The organism is Micrococcus sp. KRD012, from assembly GCF_017168555.1.
Lineage (GTDB): Bacteria > Actinomycetota > Actinomycetes > Actinomycetales > Micrococcaceae > Micrococcus > Micrococcus luteus.
The window spans coordinates 1-18,703 of record NZ_JABFBB010000002.1; the positions used below are offsets into that span (position 1 = coordinate 1).

Consider the following 18,703-nt stretch of genomic DNA (forward strand, 5'->3'; position numbering starts at 1 on the left):
GGGCGGGACGCCCGGGGCCGGACCGGCTCGGACGGTCTGGGAGGATGGACCGCGGAGGTGCCCCGTGTCCCAGAAGTCCCGCAAGTCCCGTCCGCGTCCGTCGCGGCCCGCCGCGCGCCCGGTCGCCGAGTCCCCGCGCTCCCGCCCCACGCTGCGGGACGTCAACGTCCGGGAGGACCTCGCCGCGGCCGCTGAGCGCGAGGGCAGCCCGGCGATCCCGGTGAGCGCGCTGATCGTGACCACCCTGCTCGTGGGCGCCTACTACCACCTGCTGGTGCTGCAGCAGATGACCCAGCTCAGCGGCGGACTGGCGATGCCGGACTCCCTGCTGTTCTACGGGCAGGACCACATCCGCGCGCTCTCCGCGGTCATGGACGAGGACGCCCGCGGCCAGCTGAACTGGGTGCACAAGACGGCCGGCGTGATCTTCCCGATCGCCGTGGCGCTGACGGTCACCGCCGTCGGCGCATGGCGCCTGCGTCCCGTCGGCGCCAAGTGGGCCGTCTTCGGGCTGGGCGTGCTGTTCGCGGTCGTGGACATCTGCGAGAACATCGCGATCGAGCAGGCCATCGCCGCCGGCGGCCCGGGCACCGGCCTGGCCGCCGCCCTGACGCTGACCCGCTGGGTCCTGCTGGCGCTGCTCGCGCTGGCGGTGGCCGTGATGCTGTGGGCCGGGCGGCGCCGTCGTCGTGGTCCCGCCGCGCGGGGGGCCTGAGGGGCTAGACTCGCTCACCGGACCGACGCACGGTCCGCGCCCCAGTAGCTCAGTTGGATAGAGCGACCCTCTCCTAAAGGGTAGGCCGTCGGTTCGATTCCGGCCTGGGGCACCTGGGCGGCCGGTCCGGTCGCCGCCTCATTCCGCGTCGGCGAACTGCGTGGTGTAGAGCTCCGCATACCGCCCGCCCGCCGCGAGCAGCGCGGCGTGCGTGCCGCGCTCCACGATCCGCCCGGCCTCGACCACGAGGATCTCGTCCGCACTGCGCACGGTGGAGAGCCGGTGCGCGATCACGATCGCGGTCCGCCCGGCCAGCGCCTCCCCCAGCGCCTCCTGGATGGCGCGCTCGTTGGTGGAGTCCAGCGCCGCCGTCGCCTCGTCCAGCACCACGACGCGCGGGGCCGCCAGCAGCAGCCGCGCGATCGTCATGCGCTGCCGCTCACCGCCGGAGAGGCGGTAGCCGCGCTCGCCGACCACGGTGTCCAGCCCGTCCGGCAGCGCCTCGACGACGGAGCGCAGGCGCGCCCGCTCGACGGCGTCCCACAGCTGTTCGTCCGTCGCGTCGGGGCGGGCCAGCGTCAGGTTGGCGCGCACGGTCTCGTGGAAGAGGTGGCCGTCCTGGGTCACCATGCCCACAGCCCGCTGCAGGTCCGCGAACGCGAGGTCCCGCACGTCCACGCCGCCGATCTCGACGGCGCCGGAGGTGACGTCGTGCAGGCGGGTGACGAGCGAGGCGATGGTGGACTTGCCCGCACCCGAGGAGCCCACGAGGGCCACGGTGGCCCCGGCGGGCACGGCCACGTCGATCCCGTGCAGCACCTCCTCGCCGCCGCGCGTATCCAGCACGGCGACCTCCTCGAGGGAGGCCAGGGACACCTGCTCCGCGGTGGGGTAGGCGAAGCGCACGTCCCGCAGCCGCACGGACAGGGGCCCCTCCGGCAGGGTTGCGGGCCGCGCGGGCTCCGTGATGAGGGGTTCCAGGTCCAGGACCTCGAACACGCGCTCGAAGCTCACGAGCGCGCTCATGATCTCCACGCGGGCGTTCGCCAGCGCGGTCAGCGGCGCGTAGAGGCGGGTCAGCAGCAGGGCGAGGGTGACGACGTCGCCGGCGTCGAGGGTGCCCGCGATCGCCTGGAGCCCGCCCACGCCGTACACGGCCGCGAGCGCGAGCGCGGAGACCAGGGTGAGCAGCGTGGTGAAGACGGCCTGGCGCACGGAGATGTCCACGCCGGTGGCGCGCACGCGGTCCGCGCGACGGGCGAACTCGGCCGACTCGGCGGCGGGGCGGCCGAAGAGCTTGATGAGCGTGGCGCCGGGGGCGGAGAACCGCTCGGTCATCTGGTCGCCCATGGCCGCGTTGTGCCCGGCCCGCTCGCGGGACAGGCCCGCCAGCTTCGAGCCGACCGCCCGGGCCGGCAGCAGGAACAGCGGCAGCATCACGAGGGACAGGACGGTGACCTGCCAGCTGGTGGCCACCATCACGCCCAGGGTCAGCGCGACGGACACCACGTTCGCGACGACGCCGGAGAGCGTCCGCGAGATCGCCGACTGCGCCCCGATCACGTCGTTGTTCAGGCGCGAGACGAGCGCGCCGGTGCGGGTGCGCTGGAAGAACGCCACCGGCATGCGCTGCACGTGGTCGAACACGGCGGTGCGCAGGTCGTAGATGACCCGTTCCCCCAGCCCGGCGGAGAGCCATTTGGTGAACACGGACAGCGCCGCGTCGAGCACGGCCACGAGAGCGATCAGCAGGGCCAGCCGCACCACGAGCCCGCGGTCCGCGCCACCGGTGATCGCGTTGACGACGTCGCCGGCCAGCACGGGCGAGGCCACGCCGAGCACCGCGCCCACGATGGACGCCGCGACGAACACGATCAGTCGGGTGCGGTACCGGCCCGCGAACGCGATGGTCCGGCGCACCGTGCCGCGGGCGAGGCTCTGCTGGGCGTCGGACTGTCCGCGGGTCATCCGCATCATGGACATCCGTGCCGCCGACTCCATGCTCATGGGCCCCTCCGCTCTCTCGACCGTTCGAGAGTCTAGGAACCGGCGGGCACGGGCGGGCGCGATTCCGCTTCCGGCGTCAGGCGGCCAGGCGCAGGTAGTCCCGCCACGCTTCGGCGGGCCGCTCCAGCTCGCGGATCCGCCACTGGGCCCCGCGCGGGCGCACCGGCTCCACCCGCAGCCGCCAGCCCAGGGCCTCGAGCGAGCGGTCCGCCTTCGCCCCGTTGCAGCGCAGGCAGCAGGCCACGAGGTTCTCCCACGTGTTCTCGCCGCCCCGCGAGCGCGGCCGCACGTGGTCCACGGTGGTGGCGTGGGCGCCGCAGTAGGCGCAGCGGTGTCCGTCCCGGCGCAGCACGCCCTTGCGGGAGACCGGGGCCGCGTCCGTGTGGGGCACCCGGATGTACTGGTGCAGCAGGATCACGAGGGGCCGGCCCCACGCGCGGGTGGGGCTGCGCATCGGGTCACCGGCGTCCTCGAGCACGCTCGCCTTGCCGGTGGCCACGAGCAGCAGCGCCCGGCGGTCGGAGACGACCGAGAGGGGTTCGTAGCCGGCGTTGAGGACAAGTGTGCGCATCGGGGGCCTCGGAAGCGTGGGGACACAGGGGCGTCGTGTCTCCACGCTAGACGCGGGTGCATCGGCGCGCCGCGTGTCGCCTGCGGCGGCGGAAGAGGTTCACCGGCCCGTCACCGGGCCATCACGCCCCCGTCACGCACGACGACGGCGCGCCGCGCCTCAGCCGTCGAGACGCTCGACCCACACGTGCGCGGCCGTGGCCTCGGCCAGCTCGAGGGCCCCGCCGTCCGCGGCCGCGCCGTCCTCCGCCTCGCCCTCGACCCGGATGTACCCGGCGTCGCGGGCGGCCTCGGCACGCACCACGCGGCCGGGGGTCACGCCGGCGCCGGCCAGCTGGGCCAGCAGCTCGGGGTCGGTCTGCACGCCCTCGGCCAGCCCGCGGACGCGGAACCGGCCGGCGGTGGCGGCCTCCTCGGAGAGCCGGGCGCCCGCCAGGCCCATGTCGCGGCTCCAGTCCTCGGCGGAGGCCTGCTCGGGCCGGGGCGGGATCGGGGTGCCGTAGGGGGTCTCGGTGCCGTAGGGGGTCTCGGTGGGGTTCTCCAGCAGCGTGAGCAGGCGGCGCTCCACCTGGTCGCTCATCACGTGCTCCCAGCGGCAGGCCTCCTCGTGGACGAGCTCCCACTCGAGGCCGATCACGTCCGCGAGCAGGCGCTCGGCCAGGCGGTGCTTGCGCAGCACGGACACGGCCCGCTCGCGGCCCGCCACGGTCAGCTCCAGCCGACGGTCCGCGCCCACGTGCACCAGCCCGTCCCGCTCCATGCGGGCCACGGTCTGGGAGACGGTGGGGCCGGAGTGCTCCAGACGCTCGACGATGCGGGCGCGCAGCGGGGGGATGCCCTCCTCCTCGAGCTCGAGGATCGTGCGCAGGTACATCTCGGTGGTGTCGATCAGATCCGTCATGGCACGTCCTCTTCCCTCGGGCTCTTCGTCCCGGACATCCTAGCGAGGCGTGAGTCACGTGGACGGCCGGTGGTCCCGGGCGCGGGAGAATGGGCGCGACCCGCGACCCCGAAGCGTCAGGAGCACGCATGACCTCCCCCGCCGAGATCACCATCCCCCAGGACCTGCTGCCGGCCGACGGCCGCTTCGGCGCCGGCCCCTCCAAGGTCCGCCCCGAGCAGCTGAGCGCGCTCCAGGACGCAGCCGGGCTGCTCGGCACGTCGCACCGTCAGAAGCCGGTCAAGGACCTGGTGGCGAGCGTCCGGTCGGGCGTCGCCGAGCTGTTCTCGGCGCCGGAGGGCTACGAGGTGATCCTCGGCGTCGGCGGCTCCACCGCGTTCTGGGACGCGGCCGCCTTCAGCCTGGTCCGCGAGCGCGCCCAGCATCTGAGCTTCGGCGAGTTCGGCTCGAAGTTCGCCAAGGCCACCGACCAGGCGCCGTTCCTGGCGCCGTCGGACATCCGCACCTCCGAGCCGGGCACCCGCCCCGAGCCGGAGGCCGTGGCCGGGGTCGACGTGTACGCGTGGCCGCACAACGAGACCTCCACCGGCGTGATGGCGCCCGTCGTCCGCCCCGCGGGCATCGACGAGGACGCCCTGGTCGTCGTCGACGCCACCTCGGCCGCGGGCGGCCTGCCGGTGGACGTGTCCGAGGCGGACGTGTACTACTTCGCGCCGCAGAAGAACTTCGCGTCCGACGGCGGTCTGTGGCTCGCGCTGTTCTCCCCGCGGGCCCTGGCGCGGGTCGCGGAGATCAAGGAGTCCGGCCGCTGGATCCCGGCGTTCCTGGACCTGGCCACGGCCGTGGAGAACTCCCTCAAGGACCAGACCTACAACACGCCCGCGCTGGCCACGCTCGTCATGCTGGACGCGCAGCTGCGCTGGATGAACGGTCAGGGCGGGCTGGACGCGATGACCGCCCGCACCGCCGACTCCTCCTCGCGCGTGTACGCGTGGGCCGAGGCGTCGTCCTTCGCCACGCCCTTTGTGGCCCGGTCCGAGGACCGCTCCGCCGTGGTCTGCACCGTCGACTTCTCCGACGACGTCGACGCGGCGGCGGTCGCCCAGGTCCTGCGCGCCAACGGCGTGGTGGACGTGGAGCCCTATCGCAAGCTCGGCCGGAACCAGCTGCGGATCGCGACCTTCGCTGCGACCGAGCCCGAGGACGTCGCGGCGCTGCTGCGCTGCATCGACCACGTGGTCGAGCGCCTGGGCTGAGCCGTCCCCGGACGGGGACACGGGCCCGCGGGGGACTCCACCGCGGGCCCGTTGCGTGTCCGCCCCGGCGGGTCAGCCGGGGCGCGCCGTCTCAGCCGCGGTCGTCCGGCGCGGTCTCAGGCGCCGGGGCGCCGGGCACACGGCCCTCGGCCACGGCCTTGAGCCGCTCGCGCTCCTCCTCGTTCACGCGCTCGGCGTACGGCACCCACGGGGGCGCCACGAGCGCACCCTCCCCCGCCATGAGGCCGGTCTCGCACACGGTGACCTGCTTGGCGCGTGGGGCCCGGGCGATCGTCACGTACCAGAGCCAGCCCGCGTAGCCGGGCATGCGGCACGCGAAGCGGTGCGTCAGGAGCCGGTCGTCGTCCACGAGCACGTCCACGTGCTCCCCCACCTCGTCCGGGGCGGCCAGCCCGGCCAGCCCCGCGCGGGCGGCGTCCACGGCGGCGGCGAGCAGCTCGTCGCGGCGCGGGGCCCGGCGACGCGCGGGCGGCACGGCCGCCCTCTCCTCCGCGGGCGCGGGCTCGGCGTCGGGGCTCCGGTGGTCGACGCGCGGGGCGTCGTCGTGGGTGGTCATGGCTCAGGCCTCCAGATCGTCGGCGACACGGCGCAGCACCTGCGCCATCTTCTGCGCCTGGGCGCGCTGGGGGTAGCGGCCGCGGCGCAGGCCGTTGGAGGTCTGGTCCAGCCACGTGATGAGGTCCTCCATGAGGACGGCCATCTCGGTGGCGCCGGGTCGGTGGTTGCGGACCACCGAGGGTGCGGCGTCGAGCACGCGCAGCGAGAGCGCCTGCTTGCCGCGGCGGCCCTCGGCCACGCCGAACTCCACGCGGGTGCCTCCGCGCAGCTCGGTCACCCCGGCCGGCAGGGCCGAGGCGGGCACGTGGACCTCCTCGCCCTCGTCCGTCTGGGCGAACCCGAAGCCCTTGGTCGAGTCGTAGAACTTGATGCGCCCGGTGGGCATGTGCGTCACCTGCTCCTCGTCATGTGGGTCCACCGCGTCGGGCCGGCGCCGCAGGGGCGGCCGTGCTCTCGTCTCGGGTCGGCGGGGTCCGGCACCGGCGTGGCGGTGCGCCGCGGCATCGGTGGGACCAGCCTGGCCGTGCGCCCGGAGGGGACGGCGGAGGACGTGGTCGTCAATGACCTCCCAGGATAGCCCGACTAGAGTGGCGGGCATGCCTCGGACCTCCACCCTCCCCGCCCTCCCCGCCTCCGCGCCCGCCGCCGACCCCGCCGATCACCGGGGCGGTCGTGGCGTCGTCCTGGTGCTGGGCGTGGCCGTGACGGCGGTGTCCGCTCTGGCCCTGGTGGCCCTGCTGGTCGCGTACTTCCTGGCGTGGCCGGCGTCCCCGGCGCTGTTCGCGCTCGCGCTGTTCGGCCTGCCCGTCGGCTTCGGCCTGATGCTGCTGCACGTGGTGCTGGGCGCCGTCCGGCGCTCGCGCCCCTGAGCCGTCGGGCCAACGACGCCCCGTGACATCCAGCACCCTTTCAGGGTGTTCCCAGGTCGGGGCGGTTGACTGGGCCCCATGCAGCCTCAGAACCCCGAAGCACGCCTCCTGGTGGTGGACGACGAGCCCAACATCCGCGAGCTGCTCTCCACGTCCCTGCGCTACGCCGGCTTCGAGGTCACGGCCGCGGCCAACGGCCGGGAGGCCCTGGACGCCGCCGAGGAGTTCCAGCCGGACCTGGCCGTGCTGGACGTGATGCTCCCGGACATGGACGGCTTCACCGTGACCCGCCGCCTGCGCTCCGCCGGCCGTCACTTCCCCGTCGTGTTCCTCACCGCGCGGGACGGCACCGAGGACAAGATCACCGGCCTGACGGTCGGCGGTGACGACTACGTGACCAAGCCGTTCTCCCTCGACGAGGTGGTCGCCCGCATCCGCGCCGTGCTGCGCCGCACTGCCTCCCTCGACGACGACGACGCGGCGGTGCTGCGCGTGGACGATCTCGAGCTCGACGACGACGCGCACGAGGTCCGCCGCGGCGGCGAGGTCGTGGAGCTCTCCCCCACCGAGTTCAAGCTGCTGCGCTATCTCATGATGAACCCGAACCGGGTGCTCTCGAAGGCCCAGATCCTGGACCACGTGTGGGAGTACGACTTCAACGGGGACGCCTCGATCGTCGAGTCCTACATCTCCTACCTGCGCCGCAAGATCGACGTCGGCGGCCGCGAGAAGATGATCCACACCAAGCGCGGCGTCGGCTACATGCTCCGCACCGCGGACAAGCGCTGACGTGCGTGCGCGGCTCGACGCCGCGGCGGCCCACGTCCGCCATCCGCGCGCCTGGCTGAGGGGCGCGTGGCAGGGGCAGTCCCTGCGCACCAAGCTGGTCGTGATGATCGCGGCGCTCATGCTGGCCCTGGTCGCCGTCACCGCCCTGGCGACCGCGGCGCTGTTCCGCCAGGAGGCGGTGCGTCAGCTGGACGAGGACATGGCCGCCAACCGGGACACCGTCTCGATGTACCTGGCCAACGTCGCCCAGACCGGCGAGTACTACATGCCGCAGCTGCCCATCCTGCGCTTCTACGGCGTCGTGTGGGACAACGAGGGCGCGCGGGTCGTCCAGACCCCGGTGACGCCGGACGCGGACGAGCCGGCTCTCCCGGACATCACCCCGGCCGAGGCCCGCGAGCGCGGCTCCGCCTCCTTCGAGGTGCCCGGCACACAGCCGGACTCGAGCGGCTGGCGCGTGCAGCTGTACGGGCTGAGCAGCGGCGACGGCACCATGGCCGTGGCCCTGCCCCTGCAGAGCGTGACCTCCTCCGTCGAACGCGTCACCTCGATCGTCGTGACCATCGGCCTGCTCGCGACGGCGGGCACCGTGATCGTCGCCAACCTGGCGGTCCAGCGCGCGTTCCGCACCCTGAACCGCGTGGAGCGCACCGCCGCCAAGATCGCCGCCGGCGACCTGAGCCAGCGCGTGGAGAGCGCGGCGCCCGACACCGAGGTGGGCCGGCTCTCCCGCTCCCTCAACGCGATGCTCGCGCACATCGAGTCCGCGTTCCGGGACAAGGAGATCTCCGAGGACAAGATGCGCCGCTTCGTGCAGGACGCCTCCCACGAGCTGCGCACCCCCCTGGTCACCATCCGCGGATTCTCCGAGCTGTACCGGCACGGCGGGCTGCGCGAGGAGGAGGACGTCGCCGCCGCCATGCAGCGCATCGAGTCCGAGGCCACCCGCATGACGCGCCTCGTGGAGGACCTGCTCACCCTGGCCCGCCTCGACGAGCAGCGCCCCCTCGAGCACGCCCCGGTGGACCTGCTCATCCTCGCGATGGACTCCATGATGGACGCGTCCGTGAACGCCCCGGACCGCAAGGTCACCCTCGTGGGCCCCGACGGCGACCGGGCGGCCCCGGCGCCCATCCTCGGCGACGAGAACCGGATGCGCCAGGTGGTGGTGAACCTCATGGCCAACGCCCTGCGCTACACCCCCGCCGGCACCCCCATCGAGATCGCGGTCGGCACCGTCGACCACCTCGGCGGCCGGGCCGGGGCGGACGGCGCGGGCCGCAGCTCCGTGATCGAGATCCGTGACCACGGGCCGGGCGTGTCCGAGGAGGACCGCGCCCGCATCTTCGAGCGGTTCTACCGCGCGGACACCTCCCGGCACCGCGAGACGGGCGGCACGGGGCTCGGCCTGGCCATCGTCGCGGCGATCGTGGCCCAGCACGGCGGCTCCGTCCGGCTGCTGGAGACCGAGGGCGGCGGCGCCACCTTCTCCGTCCACCTGCCGTGGGCGCCGTTCGAGGACGAGGCGGACGAGGACGTCGAGGACGAGCGCCCGTCCGCACGGGACACCGACGACGACGCGGCCGGCCCACCCACCGGCCCTCTCGCCCAGACCGCGCCGTCGGGCGCCGGCGCCAGCGCCGCGGACGCCGCCCGGCGCAGCCGCCTGCTGCGGGCGGCGGAGCGGTTCCGTCGCGCCTCGGCCGAGCGCCGCCGCCGGGTGTCTGCTCCTGCACAGGCGCCTCAGGCCGACGCCCCGTCCCCAGGCGGGGACGACCCGGCGGCCGGGCGCGACGCGCGTCCCTAGCGTGGTGCCCGGCGGCACCCGCCGCCCATCAGCACTCATCAGAGGGGACAGTCACATGAGCATCGTGCAGATCGACGTCGAGGACCTGCGGGCCAAGAGCGGGGCGGTGGAGGGCTCCATCGGCCGCCTCCAGGCGGAGGTGAGCACCATGGAGGCCAACCTGCGCCAGCTGCAGGACACCTGGCGCGGCCAGGCGGCCGCGAACTTCCAGGGTGTGCTCACCGAGTGGCGCGCCACCCAGCAGCGCGTGGAGGAGTCCCTGGCGGGCATCCGCCGCGCGATGGACGCCGCCGCCACCCAGTACCAGGACGCGGAGACCGCCAACGCCGCGATGTTCCGGTTCTGAGCGCCCGGAACGGTCCGGGGTGCGGCCGGCCGGCCGCGCCCCGGTCCGTGCTTCCTAGAGTGGGGGCATGACCGTCCTGATCGACCCGCCCGCGTGGCCCGCCCACGGCACCGTGTTCTCCCACCTCGTCTCCGACGCCTCCCTCGAGGAGCTCCACGCGTTCGCGCGGGCGGCGGGGCTCTCGGAGCGGGCCTTCGACCGGGACCACTACGACGTGCCCGCGCACCGACGCGCCGAGCTCGTGGCCCGCGGGGCGGTGCCCGTCACCGGACGGGAGCTGGTGCGCCGCCTCGCCGCCTCGGGGCTGCGCGTGCCCGCCCGGAGCCGCGCCGAGAAGCGCGACGTCGTCCTCGCCCGGCGCTGGGCGCGGCTGTTCGAGGGCACGGCGGCGAGCCCGGACGCGGTGACGACGGCGGGACGCGACCTGCTGGCCCGCTGGGCGGAGCCGCATCGGCACTACCACGACCCGGCCCACCTGCTCGCGGTGCTCGAGTCCGTGGACCTGCTCGAGCGGGCGGGGGCGAAGGCCGGGCCGGATCCGCGTGCGGTCCGCCTGGCCGCGTGGTTCCACGACGCCGTCTACGTCGGGGACCCCGCCGCGCCCGCCGGCCAGGACGAGGCGGACTCGGCCGCCCTGGCCCGGGACGTGCTCACCGACCCGCGGCTGGCGGTGCCGGCCGACGTCGTCGACGAGGTGGCGCGCCTCGTGTTGCTCACCGCCGCCCACGACCCCGCCCCGCACGACGCGGCCGGGGCGGTGCTCTCGGACGCGGACCTCGAGGTCCTCGGCCGCTCCCCCGAGGCCTACGCCCGCTACGTGGCCGCGGTGCGGCGGGACTACGCGCACGTGTCCGACGCGGACTGGGCCCGCGGTCGCGGCGCGGTGCTGGACGCCCTGCTGGGCGCCGAGCGGCTGTATCGGACCGCGCCCGGCCGAGCGCGCTGGGAGGCCGCCGCCCGCCGCAATCTGGCGGCGGAACGAGCCGCGCTGTCGGCCTGAGCGGGGCGCCTCGGTGCTGGCCCGGAACGCGGCGAGGCCCGCCTCCCCGGACGGGGAGACGGGCCTCGCAGGCTGGGCGTCCGAACGGGTCGGGCCGGCTCAGCGGCTGATCACATCATGCCGCCCATGCCGCCCATCGGGTCCATGCCCTCGGCGCCGGCGGCGGCCTTCTCGGGCTTGTCCGCGACGACGGCCTCGGTGGTCAGGAACAGGCCCGCGATGGACGCGGCGTTCTGCAGGGCCGAGCGGGTCACCTTCACCGGGTCGTTGATGCCGGCGGCCAGCAGGTCCTCGTACTCGCCGGTGGCGGCGTTCAGGCCGTGGCCGTCGTCGAGGGTCTTGACCTTGTCCGCCACGACGCCGGGCTCCAGGCCCGCGTTGAAGGCGATCTGCTTCAGCGGGGCCTCGATGGCGACCTTGACGATGTTCGCGCCGGTGGCCTCGTCGCCCTCGAGCTGCAGGCCGCCGAACGCCTTGGCGCCGGCCTGGATCAGGGCCACGCCGCCGCCGGCGACGATGCCCTCCTCCACCGCGGCCTTGGCGTTGCGCACGGCGTCCTCGATGCGGTGCTTGCGCTCCTTGAGCTCCACCTCGGTGGCCGCGCCGGCCTTGATGACGGCCACGCCGCCGGCCAGCTTGGCGAGGCGCTCCTGCAGCTTCTCGCGGTCGTAGTCCGAGTCGGTGTTCTCGATCTCGGAGCGGATCTGTGCCACGCGGCCGGCGATCTGCTCGGCGTCGCCGGCACCCTCCACGATGGTGGTCTCGTCCTTGGTGATGACCACCTTGCGGGCGGAGCCCAGCAGGTCGAGGGTGGCGTTCTCCAGGGACAGGCCCACCTCGGAGGAGATGACCTGGCCGCCGGTGAGGATGGCGATGTCGGCGAGCATGGCCTTGCGGCGGTCACCGAAGCCCGGGGCCTTCACGGCCACGGACTTGAAGGTGCCGCGGATCTTGTTGACCACGAGGGTGGCCAGGGCCTCGCCCTCGACGTCCTCGGCGATGATCAGCAGCGGCTTGCCCGACTGCATGACCTTCTCGAGGATCGCCACCATGTCCTTCACGGAGGAGATCTTCGAGTTGACGATGAGGATGTAGGGATCCTCGAGGACGGCCTCCTGGCGGTCCGCGTCGGTCACGAAGTAACCGGAGATGTAGCCCTTGTCGAAGCGCATGCCCTCGGTGAGCTCGAGCTCGAGGCCGAAGGTGTTGGACTCCTCGACGGTGATGACGCCCTCCTTGCCGACCTTGTCCAGGGCCTCGGCGATGAGGGAGCCGATCTGCTTGTCCGCGGCGGAGATCGAGGCGGTGGCCGCGATCTGGTCCTTGGTCTCGATCTCGCGGGAGGCGGAGAGCAGCTCAGAGGTGACGGCCTCCACGGCCTTCTCGATGCCGCGCTTCAGGGACAGCGGGTCGGCGCCCGCGGCCACGTTGCGCAGGCCCTCGCGGACCAGCGCCTGGGCCAGCACGGTGGCGGTGGTGGTGCCGTCGCCGGCGACGTCGTCGGTCTTCTTGGCGACCTCCTTGACGAGCTCCGCGCCGATCTTCTCGTACGGGTCCTCGAGCTCGATCTCCTTGGCGATGGAGACGCCGTCGTTGGTGATGGTGGGGGCGCCCCACTTCTTCTCCAGCACCACGTTGCGGCCGCGGGGGCCGAGGGTCACCTTCACGGCGTCGGCCAGGGTGTTCAGGCCCTTCTCCAGGCCGCGGCGGGCCTCTTCGTCGAATGCGATGGTCTTGGCCATGTGCAGGTCCTTTCTGGACGTCGGCTTCCTACTTCTGGTGGCTGACCCGCGCCGATGCCCGCGACGGACGGCCCCTGGGGGCCTCATCGGTGGACAGGTCCTCCTCCACGGCGCCGGACCGACCGGGGTACGGCTGGCAGTCGCGCCTTCGGAGTGCTAACCCCATTATGAGCACTCGCACCGGGAGAGTGCAAAGGGTCCGCGGTGCGGGAGCCCGCTCTTCCGCGGACGGCGGACGGCCCCCGGCAGAACGCCTCGGGAGGCGCCCCGCCGGGGGGCCGGGAAGGGTGCGCGTCCGGCACGGCCGCACGGCGGGCGGGTCAGCCGGTGACGACCACCGCGACGCCGTTCACCTGCAGGTTCGGGGTCTGCATGACCGGGAAGCCGAGCTCCTTGCCGACCGCCTCGGCGGCGGCCTTGTTGGCCGAGCCGTTGTACAGGACGGTGGAGGACTGGATGCCGTAGCCGCTCCAGTTCTTCGCGTCCACCGAGGTGTAGCCGGCGCTCGTGAGCCGCTGCGCGTAGGAGGCGGCGAGGCCCTGGGTACGGGTCGCGTTGTACACGGTGACGTGGGTGCCGCGCACGGCCGCGGACTGCGCGGCCGCACGAGAGCTCGACGCGGCCGCGGACTGCGAGCGCGAGGCGTCCGCCGCGGCGGCCGAACGGGACGCGGCGGCGCGCGAGGACTCCGCCGCCTGGGCGGCCGAACGGGACGCGGCGGCGCGCGAGGACTCCGCCGCCTGGGCGGCCGAACGGGACGCGGCGGCGCGCGAGGACTCCGCCGCCTGGGCGGCCGCCGCCGACCGAGACGCCTCTGCGGACTGCGCGGCGGCCTCGGAACGCGAGGCCTCCGCCGCCTGTGCCGCGGCGGCGGCACGGGACGACTCGGCGGCCTCGGCGGCCTCGGCGGCGGCTCGAGAGGACTCGGCGGCCTCGGCGGCGGCCGCCTCCTGCGCCGCCCGCGAGGACTCGGCCGCGGCCGCGGAACGGGACGCCTCCGCCGCGTCCTCGGACGGGGTGGGGGACTCGGTCGCGGGTGCAGTCGACGCCGACGCGGAGGACGCCGAGGAGGACTCGGACGACGCCGACGCCGACGCCGACGTCGACGTCTCGGCCGCCGGGGCCGTCGTCGAGCTCTCGGCGGCGACGGGCTCCGAGCGGTCACCGGTGAGCCACGGCAGGACGACGCCCACGAACAGGCCGGCGAGCAGGACGAGGCCGGCCACCCAGAGCAGCGGGCTCAGGCGGCGACCCCCGCCCGTGGCGGTCGCGCCGGCGGCGGCGAAGGACTCGCGGTGCGCGCCGCGCTGGTCCGTGTACTCGGGGACCTCGTCGAAGCGGTCGGGCTGGTAGGCCATGGGTCAGTTCTCCTGGCGGGAAGCGGGCGTGGACGGCGCCGGATCCGCGGGTCCCCTCCGGGCCCGGCTGCGAGTGCCGCGCTTGCGCAGCAGCCGCGTGACCAGCAGGGGTCGGTAGGCCAGGGCGGCCTCACGGTCCAGCAGTCCGTTCAACACCTGATAATAGGCGGTCGGAGACAGCCCCAGACGCTCACGGACGGCGTGGTCCTTGGCCCCGCCGTACCGCCAGGTGTCGGCCTCCAGGTCCAGGACCGCACGCTCCAGGTCCGTCAGCTCGTCCCGCCGCGCCCCCGCGCGGGCACCCTCGTCCGGGGCCGGATCGGGCGAGACGGGCGTGGGGTGGGACATGGCGGCCACTGTACCCACCCGGTCTACCCTCGGGGCATGGAGTTCATCGCGCCCCTGGATCCGGGCTGGGAGGCGGCCCTCGCCCCGCAGGCCGCCGCGTTCGAGCAGGTCGGAGAGCGGCTGCGGGTCCGCCGGGCGGCCGGAGAGCAGGTGCTGCCGGCACCGGAGCACATCCTGCGGGCGTTCCGTCAGCCGTTCGCGGACGTCCGCGTCCTCGTGCTGGGCCAGGACCCCTACCCGACGCCGGGCCATCCGATCGGCCTGAGCTTCGCGGTGGACCGCCACGTGCGGCCGCTGCCCCGCTCCCTGGCCAACATCCACCGGGAGCTGCACGACGACCTCGGCATCACCCCGCCCGCCCACGGCGACCTCTCCGCGTGGACGGACCAGGGCGTGCTGCTGCTGAACCGCGCCCTCAGCGTGCGGGCCGGCGCACCCGGCAGCCACCGCGGCCTCGGCTGGGAGCAGATCACGGAGGCCGCGGTGCGGGCCCTCTGCGCGCGCGGCACCCCGCTCGTGGGGCTGCTGTGGGGAGCCGACGCGCGGCGCATGGCGCCGCTGCTGACGGCGGCGGGGGCCGGCGTCGTGGAGTCCCCGCATCCCTCGCCCCTGAGCGCCCACCGCGGGTTCTTCGGCTCCCGGCCGTTCAGCCGGGTGAACCGGCTCCTCGAGGCGGCCGGCGCGGCCCCGGTGGACTGGCGCCTGCCCGACTGAGCCGGGCCGCCGGTCAGCCGCGCTGGTGCATCACGAGTTCGGTGGGCAGCAGCGTGCCCATCCGGTCGGTGATCGGCTTGGCCAGGGTGTTGCCGAAGGCGACGCCGGCCGCGATCGCCACGACGATGACCGCGGCGTTGAACAGTCCCTCGACGCCCAGCAGCGTGGCCCCGGTCTCCACGGTGAACCCGTAGACGGACCGGAACATGGTGAGTCCGGGAAGCAGGAACAGCATGGACGGCAGGACGATCACGAGCGCCGGGGCCGCGAGCCGCTGGGCCACCAGGCGGCCGAGGAACCCGACCGCCGCCGCGGCGACCGCGGGCACCAGCCGGTCACTGACCCCGATCTGCTGCGCTGCCAGGTACGCGCCGAAGCCGGCCCCGGACACGAGACCGCAGGCCAGGATTTGCGGCCACCGCGACTGCTCCACCACCGCGTCCGCCATGCCCGCGGCCATCACGAGGCCCAGCAGCAGCAGCGGCGGATAGCTCAGCGTCCCCGCCTCGGCCAGGTCCAGCTGTTCGAATCCCACGAGATCCCCGATGCCCACGGCGATCATGATCCCGGCCATCACCCCGGCGAACACGAGCAGCGCGGAGAGGAAGCGGCCCGCGGCGGTCACCGGGAAGCCGTGGATGGCGTCCTGCACCGCGGTGACGAACCTCGCCGTGGGCAGGAGCATCATGATGCCGCCGGCGATCACCAGCGCCGGGTTGACCGGCAGGTCGAGGGCGTGGGCCATCAGCGCGATCACCGTGGCCGTGATCGCCCCGAACATCGTGGAGAAGATCTCCGGGAAGCGCGCCTTGTCCGCCTGGACCTTGAGCCAGAAGACCAGCCAGGTGGAGACCATGCCCAGGGCCGCGCCCGTCCAGGTCCCGCCGATGAACGGCACGAAGCAGGCCACGAACACGCCGGAGAAGAGGACCTCGAAGACGGCGGGGAACGGCTTGGGCTGATGCCGGATCTCCACGAGCCGGCGCTGGGCCTCGGCCCGGTCCACCTCGCCCGCGGCGATCTCCTCGACGAGCCGGTGGACGGCCACGAGCCCCTCGAAGTTCACCGAGGACGAGCGGACCACCCGCTGGAGGGTGAACGGGGCCTCGCCGCGTGAGGAGTCGGGCGCGTAGTTCAGGGAGATGGACTGGTTGGTCAGGTCCACCTCGGTCTCGAGGATCCCGTAGGCCTGCGTGGCCACGATGATCGAGGTCTCCACGTCCAGCGAGGCCGCGCCGAAGCTGAACATCGTCTCGCCCAGCTTGAGCGCGAAGTCCAGGGTCGTGCGGGCCTCAAGGGCCTGCGCCTCCGCGCGGCGCTGCTGCAGCGTGGAGCGCATGCGGCGCCCGTACGGCGAGGAGTGCAGGCGGTCGGCCAGCACGAGCGCCTGCGTCGGCAGGTTCTCGACGAAGACCTCGCGGGAGCGCCGGCCGCGCCGACGCCCGCGCTTCTCGGGCGGACCCGCGGGGACCACCGGGTCCGGGACGGTGATGTCCGGCTCGGGGATCACATCCGGGGCGGGCAGGGCGCCGTCGGCCTCCGCGGGCGCCAGGACGGAGGTGGGCACCTGCTCGGACAGCGGCGGCTCGGTCAGGGGCGCGTCCGCGGCCGGCTCCGGCAGCGTCTCCGCCTCCGGCTCGGCCGATTCCTCCGGCTGCGGCTCCGGCGCCGAGACCGGATCGGCGGCGGCGGGGCGGACCACGGGCGGCAGCGGCTCCGTCGGCTCGACGGCGACCGCGGCCGGGTGGGCCGACTCCGCCGGGTCGAGGTCGAGCAGGCCGGGGTCCTCCGGGTCGAGCGTGAGGTCGCCGACAGCGGCGGCGTCCTCGGCGCCGGCCGGGCGCAGCACGGGGATGAGCGTGGGGACGGCCGGGGGCTCCGCGATGCGGGGGTCGAACCGCGCCGGCTCCTGGGTGCCCTCCTGCTCCATGCGGCTCACCCTCTCCTTCCGTGTGCGGGCGCTGGACGCGCCACGGCGGTGGGCCGAGCCCCGCCGACGCGTCCATCCAACCACGCCGGCACCTCCCCCGCCGGGGCCGTCGGCACCGCGGCCCGGGGACGCGAAAGGGCCCTCCCGGAGGAGGGCCCTGCTGCGGTGGATCTTACTGGACTCGAACCAGCGACCTCTCGCGTGTGAAGCGAACGCTCTAACCAACTGAGCTAAAGATCCGGGCGTCGCCCCATGGGGGTGACAACTCGAAGAACGATACCTCAGGCGGCGCCGCCTGTCCACCCGGGCGACGGCCACCCCGCGCACGGCGGAGCGGCCATCGAGAGCCGACGAGCACGTCAGGCGTCGGTCAGCGTGGCGCCGGGCTCGAAACCGCCCTGGGCGACCAACGAGGTCCCGGCGCCCGGGGCGGGCTCCGGTCAGGAGCTGCCACCGAGGGAGGAGACCGCCCTGGCGGCGTCCGCCAGGCCGGCGCCGCAGCCCGCGGAGCAGGACACGGGCATGGACCGGGCCGTGGACCTGAGGGTGGACTCGACCTGGGCCGGGGTGAGGCTCGGCCGCTCGGCCAGCAGCAGGGCGGCCAGGCCCGCGACGTGCGGGGTGGCCATCGAGGTGCCGTTGTAGGCGGCGTGGCCGGCCGTCGTCGGGGTGGTGGCGCCGTTGTTCACGGTCGAGATGATGTTCGCGCCCGGGGCGGTCACGTCCACGGCGGAGCCGTAGTTCGAGAACGAGGCGCGGGCGCCCTGCGAGGTGGAGGCGGCCACCACGATGGTGTTCCGGCAGTTGGCCGGGCGCACGTTGGCGGCGGGCTGGTTCTCGTTGCCCGCCGCCACGACGACGGGCACGCCGCGGGAGACGGCCGCGTTGATCGCGTTCTGGTAGGTGGTGCCGCACGTGCCGGAGCCGCCGAGGGACATGTTGATGACGTCCGCCGGGTTCGGGTTGGCCGGCACGCCCGCCACGGTGCCGCCGGCGGCCCACACGACCGCGTCGGCGATGTCGGACAGCGAACCGCCGCACTTGCCGAGCACGCGGATGGGCTGGATCTTCGCGTTCGGGGCCACGCCGACGACACCCTGGGAGTCGGCCACGGCCGCGACGGTGCCCGCCACGTGGGTGCCGTGCCACGAGGAGTCGGAGGCACCGGCGGTGCCGCACTCGCCGGCGGCGTACCAGTCGCCCTCGTCGCGCGGGCTGGAGTCGCGGCCCCCGCCGTCGCGCGCCGCCCTGCCGTCGGAGATGAAGTCGTAGCCGGGCACGACGTTGCGGTCGAGGTCCGGGTGGGAGGTGATGCCGGTGTCGATGACGGCCACGGTCGCACCGGAGCCCGTCGTGCGGTCCCACGCCCCGGGGACCCGCATGCCGTGGGTGCCGGTGAAGCCCCACTGCTGCGAGTAGAGGGCGTCCACGGGACTCAGGCCGGTGGCGGTGAGGATGGCGTCCGGCTCCACAGCCTCGACCGCCCCGGAGGCCTTCAGGTCGGCCATGAACTTCGCGGACTCGGCCTGATCCAGCTTGCGGTCCGCCTTGACCACGCGGGAGCCGAGCGCGGTCTCACGCAGCTCCTTCACGGAGACGCCGGCCTCCTTCGCGGCCTTGCCCCAGGCGTTGGCTCGGCCCTTCGCGTGGGCGGTGGCGGCGGTCTCCTCGTAGGTGACGATGAAGGAGTCGTAGCCGTCGGCGTTCGGGTCCTCGACCTGCGCCGCCGCCAGGGGCGAGGCGGCGGTCGGGGTGGCTGCCGGTGCGGCGGG

The 18,703-nt window shown here is 74.3% G+C and carries 18 protein-coding genes and 2 tRNA genes; 9 read left to right on the plus strand and 11 right to left on the minus strand.

What is annotated here, in order from left to right; translation table 11 throughout:
• Window positions 1-64: 64 nt before the first annotated feature.
• Together J1M37_RS00190 and J1M37_RS00195 are read left to right on the plus strand one after the other, a co-directional pair.
• Window positions 65-715 carry a hypothetical protein gene (locus tag J1M37_RS00190; RefSeq protein ID WP_206451939.1) on the plus strand — a complete coding sequence of 217 codons (651 nt, stop codon included), beginning with the start codon at window positions 65-67 and terminating at the stop codon, window positions 713-715.
• A gap of 38 nt (window positions 716-753) precedes the next feature.
• Window positions 754-827: transfer RNA gene (locus tag J1M37_RS00195), tRNA-Arg, on the plus strand.
• Window positions 828-853: 26 nt separating this feature from the next.
• Here J1M37_RS00195 and J1M37_RS00200 read toward each other — a convergent pair.
• The 3 genes from J1M37_RS00200 to J1M37_RS00210 all read right to left on the minus strand — a co-directional run bounded on the left by J1M37_RS00200 (window position 854) and on the right by J1M37_RS00210 (window position 4,193).
• Window positions 854-2,722, minus strand: a complete 1,869-nt coding sequence (locus J1M37_RS00200) for an ABC transporter ATP-binding protein (protein WP_206451940.1) — start codon at window positions 2,720-2,722, stop codon at window positions 854-856.
• 76 nt (window positions 2,723-2,798) lie between these two features.
• The gene (locus J1M37_RS00205; protein WP_036382503.1) at window positions 2,799-3,293 is read right to left on the minus strand and encodes an HNH endonuclease; all 495 of its coding nucleotides are present in this window, start codon (window positions 3,291-3,293) and stop codon (window positions 2,799-2,801) included.
• 159 nt (window positions 3,294-3,452) lie between these two features.
• Window positions 3,453-4,193 carry a metal-dependent transcriptional regulator gene (locus tag J1M37_RS00210; protein ID WP_206451941.1) on the minus strand — a complete coding sequence of 247 codons (741 nt, stop codon included), beginning with the start codon at window positions 4,191-4,193 and terminating at the stop codon, window positions 3,453-3,455.
• A gap of 128 nt (window positions 4,194-4,321) precedes the next feature.
• Here J1M37_RS00210 and serC point away from each other — a divergent pair, with 128 nt between their 5' ends.
• Window positions 4,322-5,449: a phosphoserine transaminase gene (gene serC / locus J1M37_RS00215; protein WP_041103069.1), complete on the plus strand. Its 1,128-nt coding sequence runs from the start codon at window positions 4,322-4,324 to the stop codon at window positions 5,447-5,449.
• A gap of 91 nt (window positions 5,450-5,540) precedes the next feature.
• On the opposite strand, the gene J1M37_RS00220 is transcribed toward serC, so the two are convergent.
• Both J1M37_RS00220 and J1M37_RS00225 read right to left on the minus strand, forming a co-directional pair.
• Entirely contained in the window at window positions 5,541-6,026 is a 486-nt protein-coding gene (locus J1M37_RS00220) for a DUF3027 domain-containing protein (RefSeq protein WP_041103071.1), read from the minus strand.
• Between the two features lie 3 nt (window positions 6,027-6,029).
• Window positions 6,030-6,413, minus strand: coding sequence for a cold-shock protein (locus tag J1M37_RS00225; RefSeq protein WP_020628350.1), 384 nt, complete (start codon window positions 6,411-6,413; stop codon window positions 6,030-6,032).
• Window positions 6,414-6,624: 211 nt separating this feature from the next.
• Between J1M37_RS00225 and J1M37_RS00230 the strand changes: the two genes are divergently transcribed.
• The 5 genes from J1M37_RS00230 to J1M37_RS00250 all read left to right on the plus strand — a co-directional run bounded on the left by J1M37_RS00230 (window position 6,625) and on the right by J1M37_RS00250 (window position 10,839).
• Complete coding sequence (locus tag J1M37_RS00230) at window positions 6,625-6,897, plus strand: hypothetical protein (RefSeq protein ID WP_206451942.1); 273 nt, start codon at window positions 6,625-6,627, stop codon at window positions 6,895-6,897.
• Window positions 6,898-6,975: 78 nt separating this feature from the next.
• Complete coding sequence (locus J1M37_RS00235) at window positions 6,976-7,686, plus strand: response regulator transcription factor (protein WP_041103075.1); 711 nt, start codon at window positions 6,976-6,978, stop codon at window positions 7,684-7,686.
• A gap of 1 nt (window position 7,687) precedes the next feature.
• Window positions 7,688-9,493, plus strand: a complete 1,806-nt coding sequence (locus J1M37_RS00240) for a sensor histidine kinase (RefSeq protein WP_203552566.1) — start codon at window positions 7,688-7,690, stop codon at window positions 9,491-9,493.
• Between the two features lie 55 nt (window positions 9,494-9,548).
• Window positions 9,549-9,839 carry a WXG100 family type VII secretion target gene (locus J1M37_RS00245; RefSeq protein WP_010079419.1) on the plus strand — a complete coding sequence of 97 codons (291 nt, stop codon included), beginning with the start codon at window positions 9,549-9,551 and terminating at the stop codon, window positions 9,837-9,839.
• Window positions 9,840-9,906: 67 nt separating this feature from the next.
• On the plus strand, window positions 9,907-10,839 hold the full coding sequence (locus J1M37_RS00250; RefSeq protein WP_185194654.1) for a DUF4031 domain-containing protein: 933 nt from the start codon (window positions 9,907-9,909) through the stop codon (window positions 10,837-10,839).
• Window positions 10,840-10,949: 110 nt separating this feature from the next.
• On the opposite strand, the gene groL is transcribed toward J1M37_RS00250, so the two are convergent.
• The 3 genes from groL to J1M37_RS00265 form a co-directional block, all read right to left on the minus strand.
• Entirely contained in the window at window positions 10,950-12,581 is a 1,632-nt protein-coding gene (gene groL / locus J1M37_RS00255) for a chaperonin GroEL (protein ID WP_041103083.1), read from the minus strand.
• Between the two features lie 320 nt (window positions 12,582-12,901).
• The gene (locus J1M37_RS00260) at window positions 12,902-13,939 is read right to left on the minus strand and encodes a LytR C-terminal domain-containing protein (protein WP_206451943.1); all 1,038 of its coding nucleotides are present in this window, start codon (window positions 13,937-13,939) and stop codon (window positions 12,902-12,904) included.
• Between the two features lie 3 nt (window positions 13,940-13,942).
• Window positions 13,943-14,287 (minus strand): DUF3263 domain-containing protein, encoded by a 345-nt coding sequence (locus J1M37_RS00265; protein WP_230278137.1) that lies wholly within the window; start codon window positions 14,285-14,287, stop codon window positions 13,943-13,945.
• 36 nt (window positions 14,288-14,323) lie between these two features.
• Here J1M37_RS00265 and J1M37_RS00270 point away from each other — a divergent pair, with 36 nt between their 5' ends.
• Complete coding sequence (locus tag J1M37_RS00270) at window positions 14,324-15,001, plus strand: uracil-DNA glycosylase (RefSeq protein WP_041103087.1); 678 nt, start codon at window positions 14,324-14,326, stop codon at window positions 14,999-15,001.
• A 13-nt stretch (window positions 15,002-15,014) separates the two neighbouring features.
• Here the strand turns inward: J1M37_RS00270 and J1M37_RS00275 are convergent, their stop codons facing one another.
• The 3 genes from J1M37_RS00275 to J1M37_RS00285 form a co-directional block, all read right to left on the minus strand.
• Entirely contained in the window at window positions 15,015-16,931 is a 1,917-nt protein-coding gene (locus J1M37_RS00275; RefSeq protein ID WP_041103089.1) for a threonine/serine ThrE exporter family protein, read from the minus strand.
• A gap of 166 nt (window positions 16,932-17,097) precedes the next feature.
• A tRNA-Val gene (locus J1M37_RS00280) sits at window positions 17,098-17,171 on the minus strand.
• 200 nt (window positions 17,172-17,371) lie between these two features.
• A partial coding sequence (locus J1M37_RS00285; RefSeq protein WP_241250733.1) for a S8 family peptidase occupies window positions 17,372-18,703 on the minus strand: 1,332 nt, incomplete at its 5' end.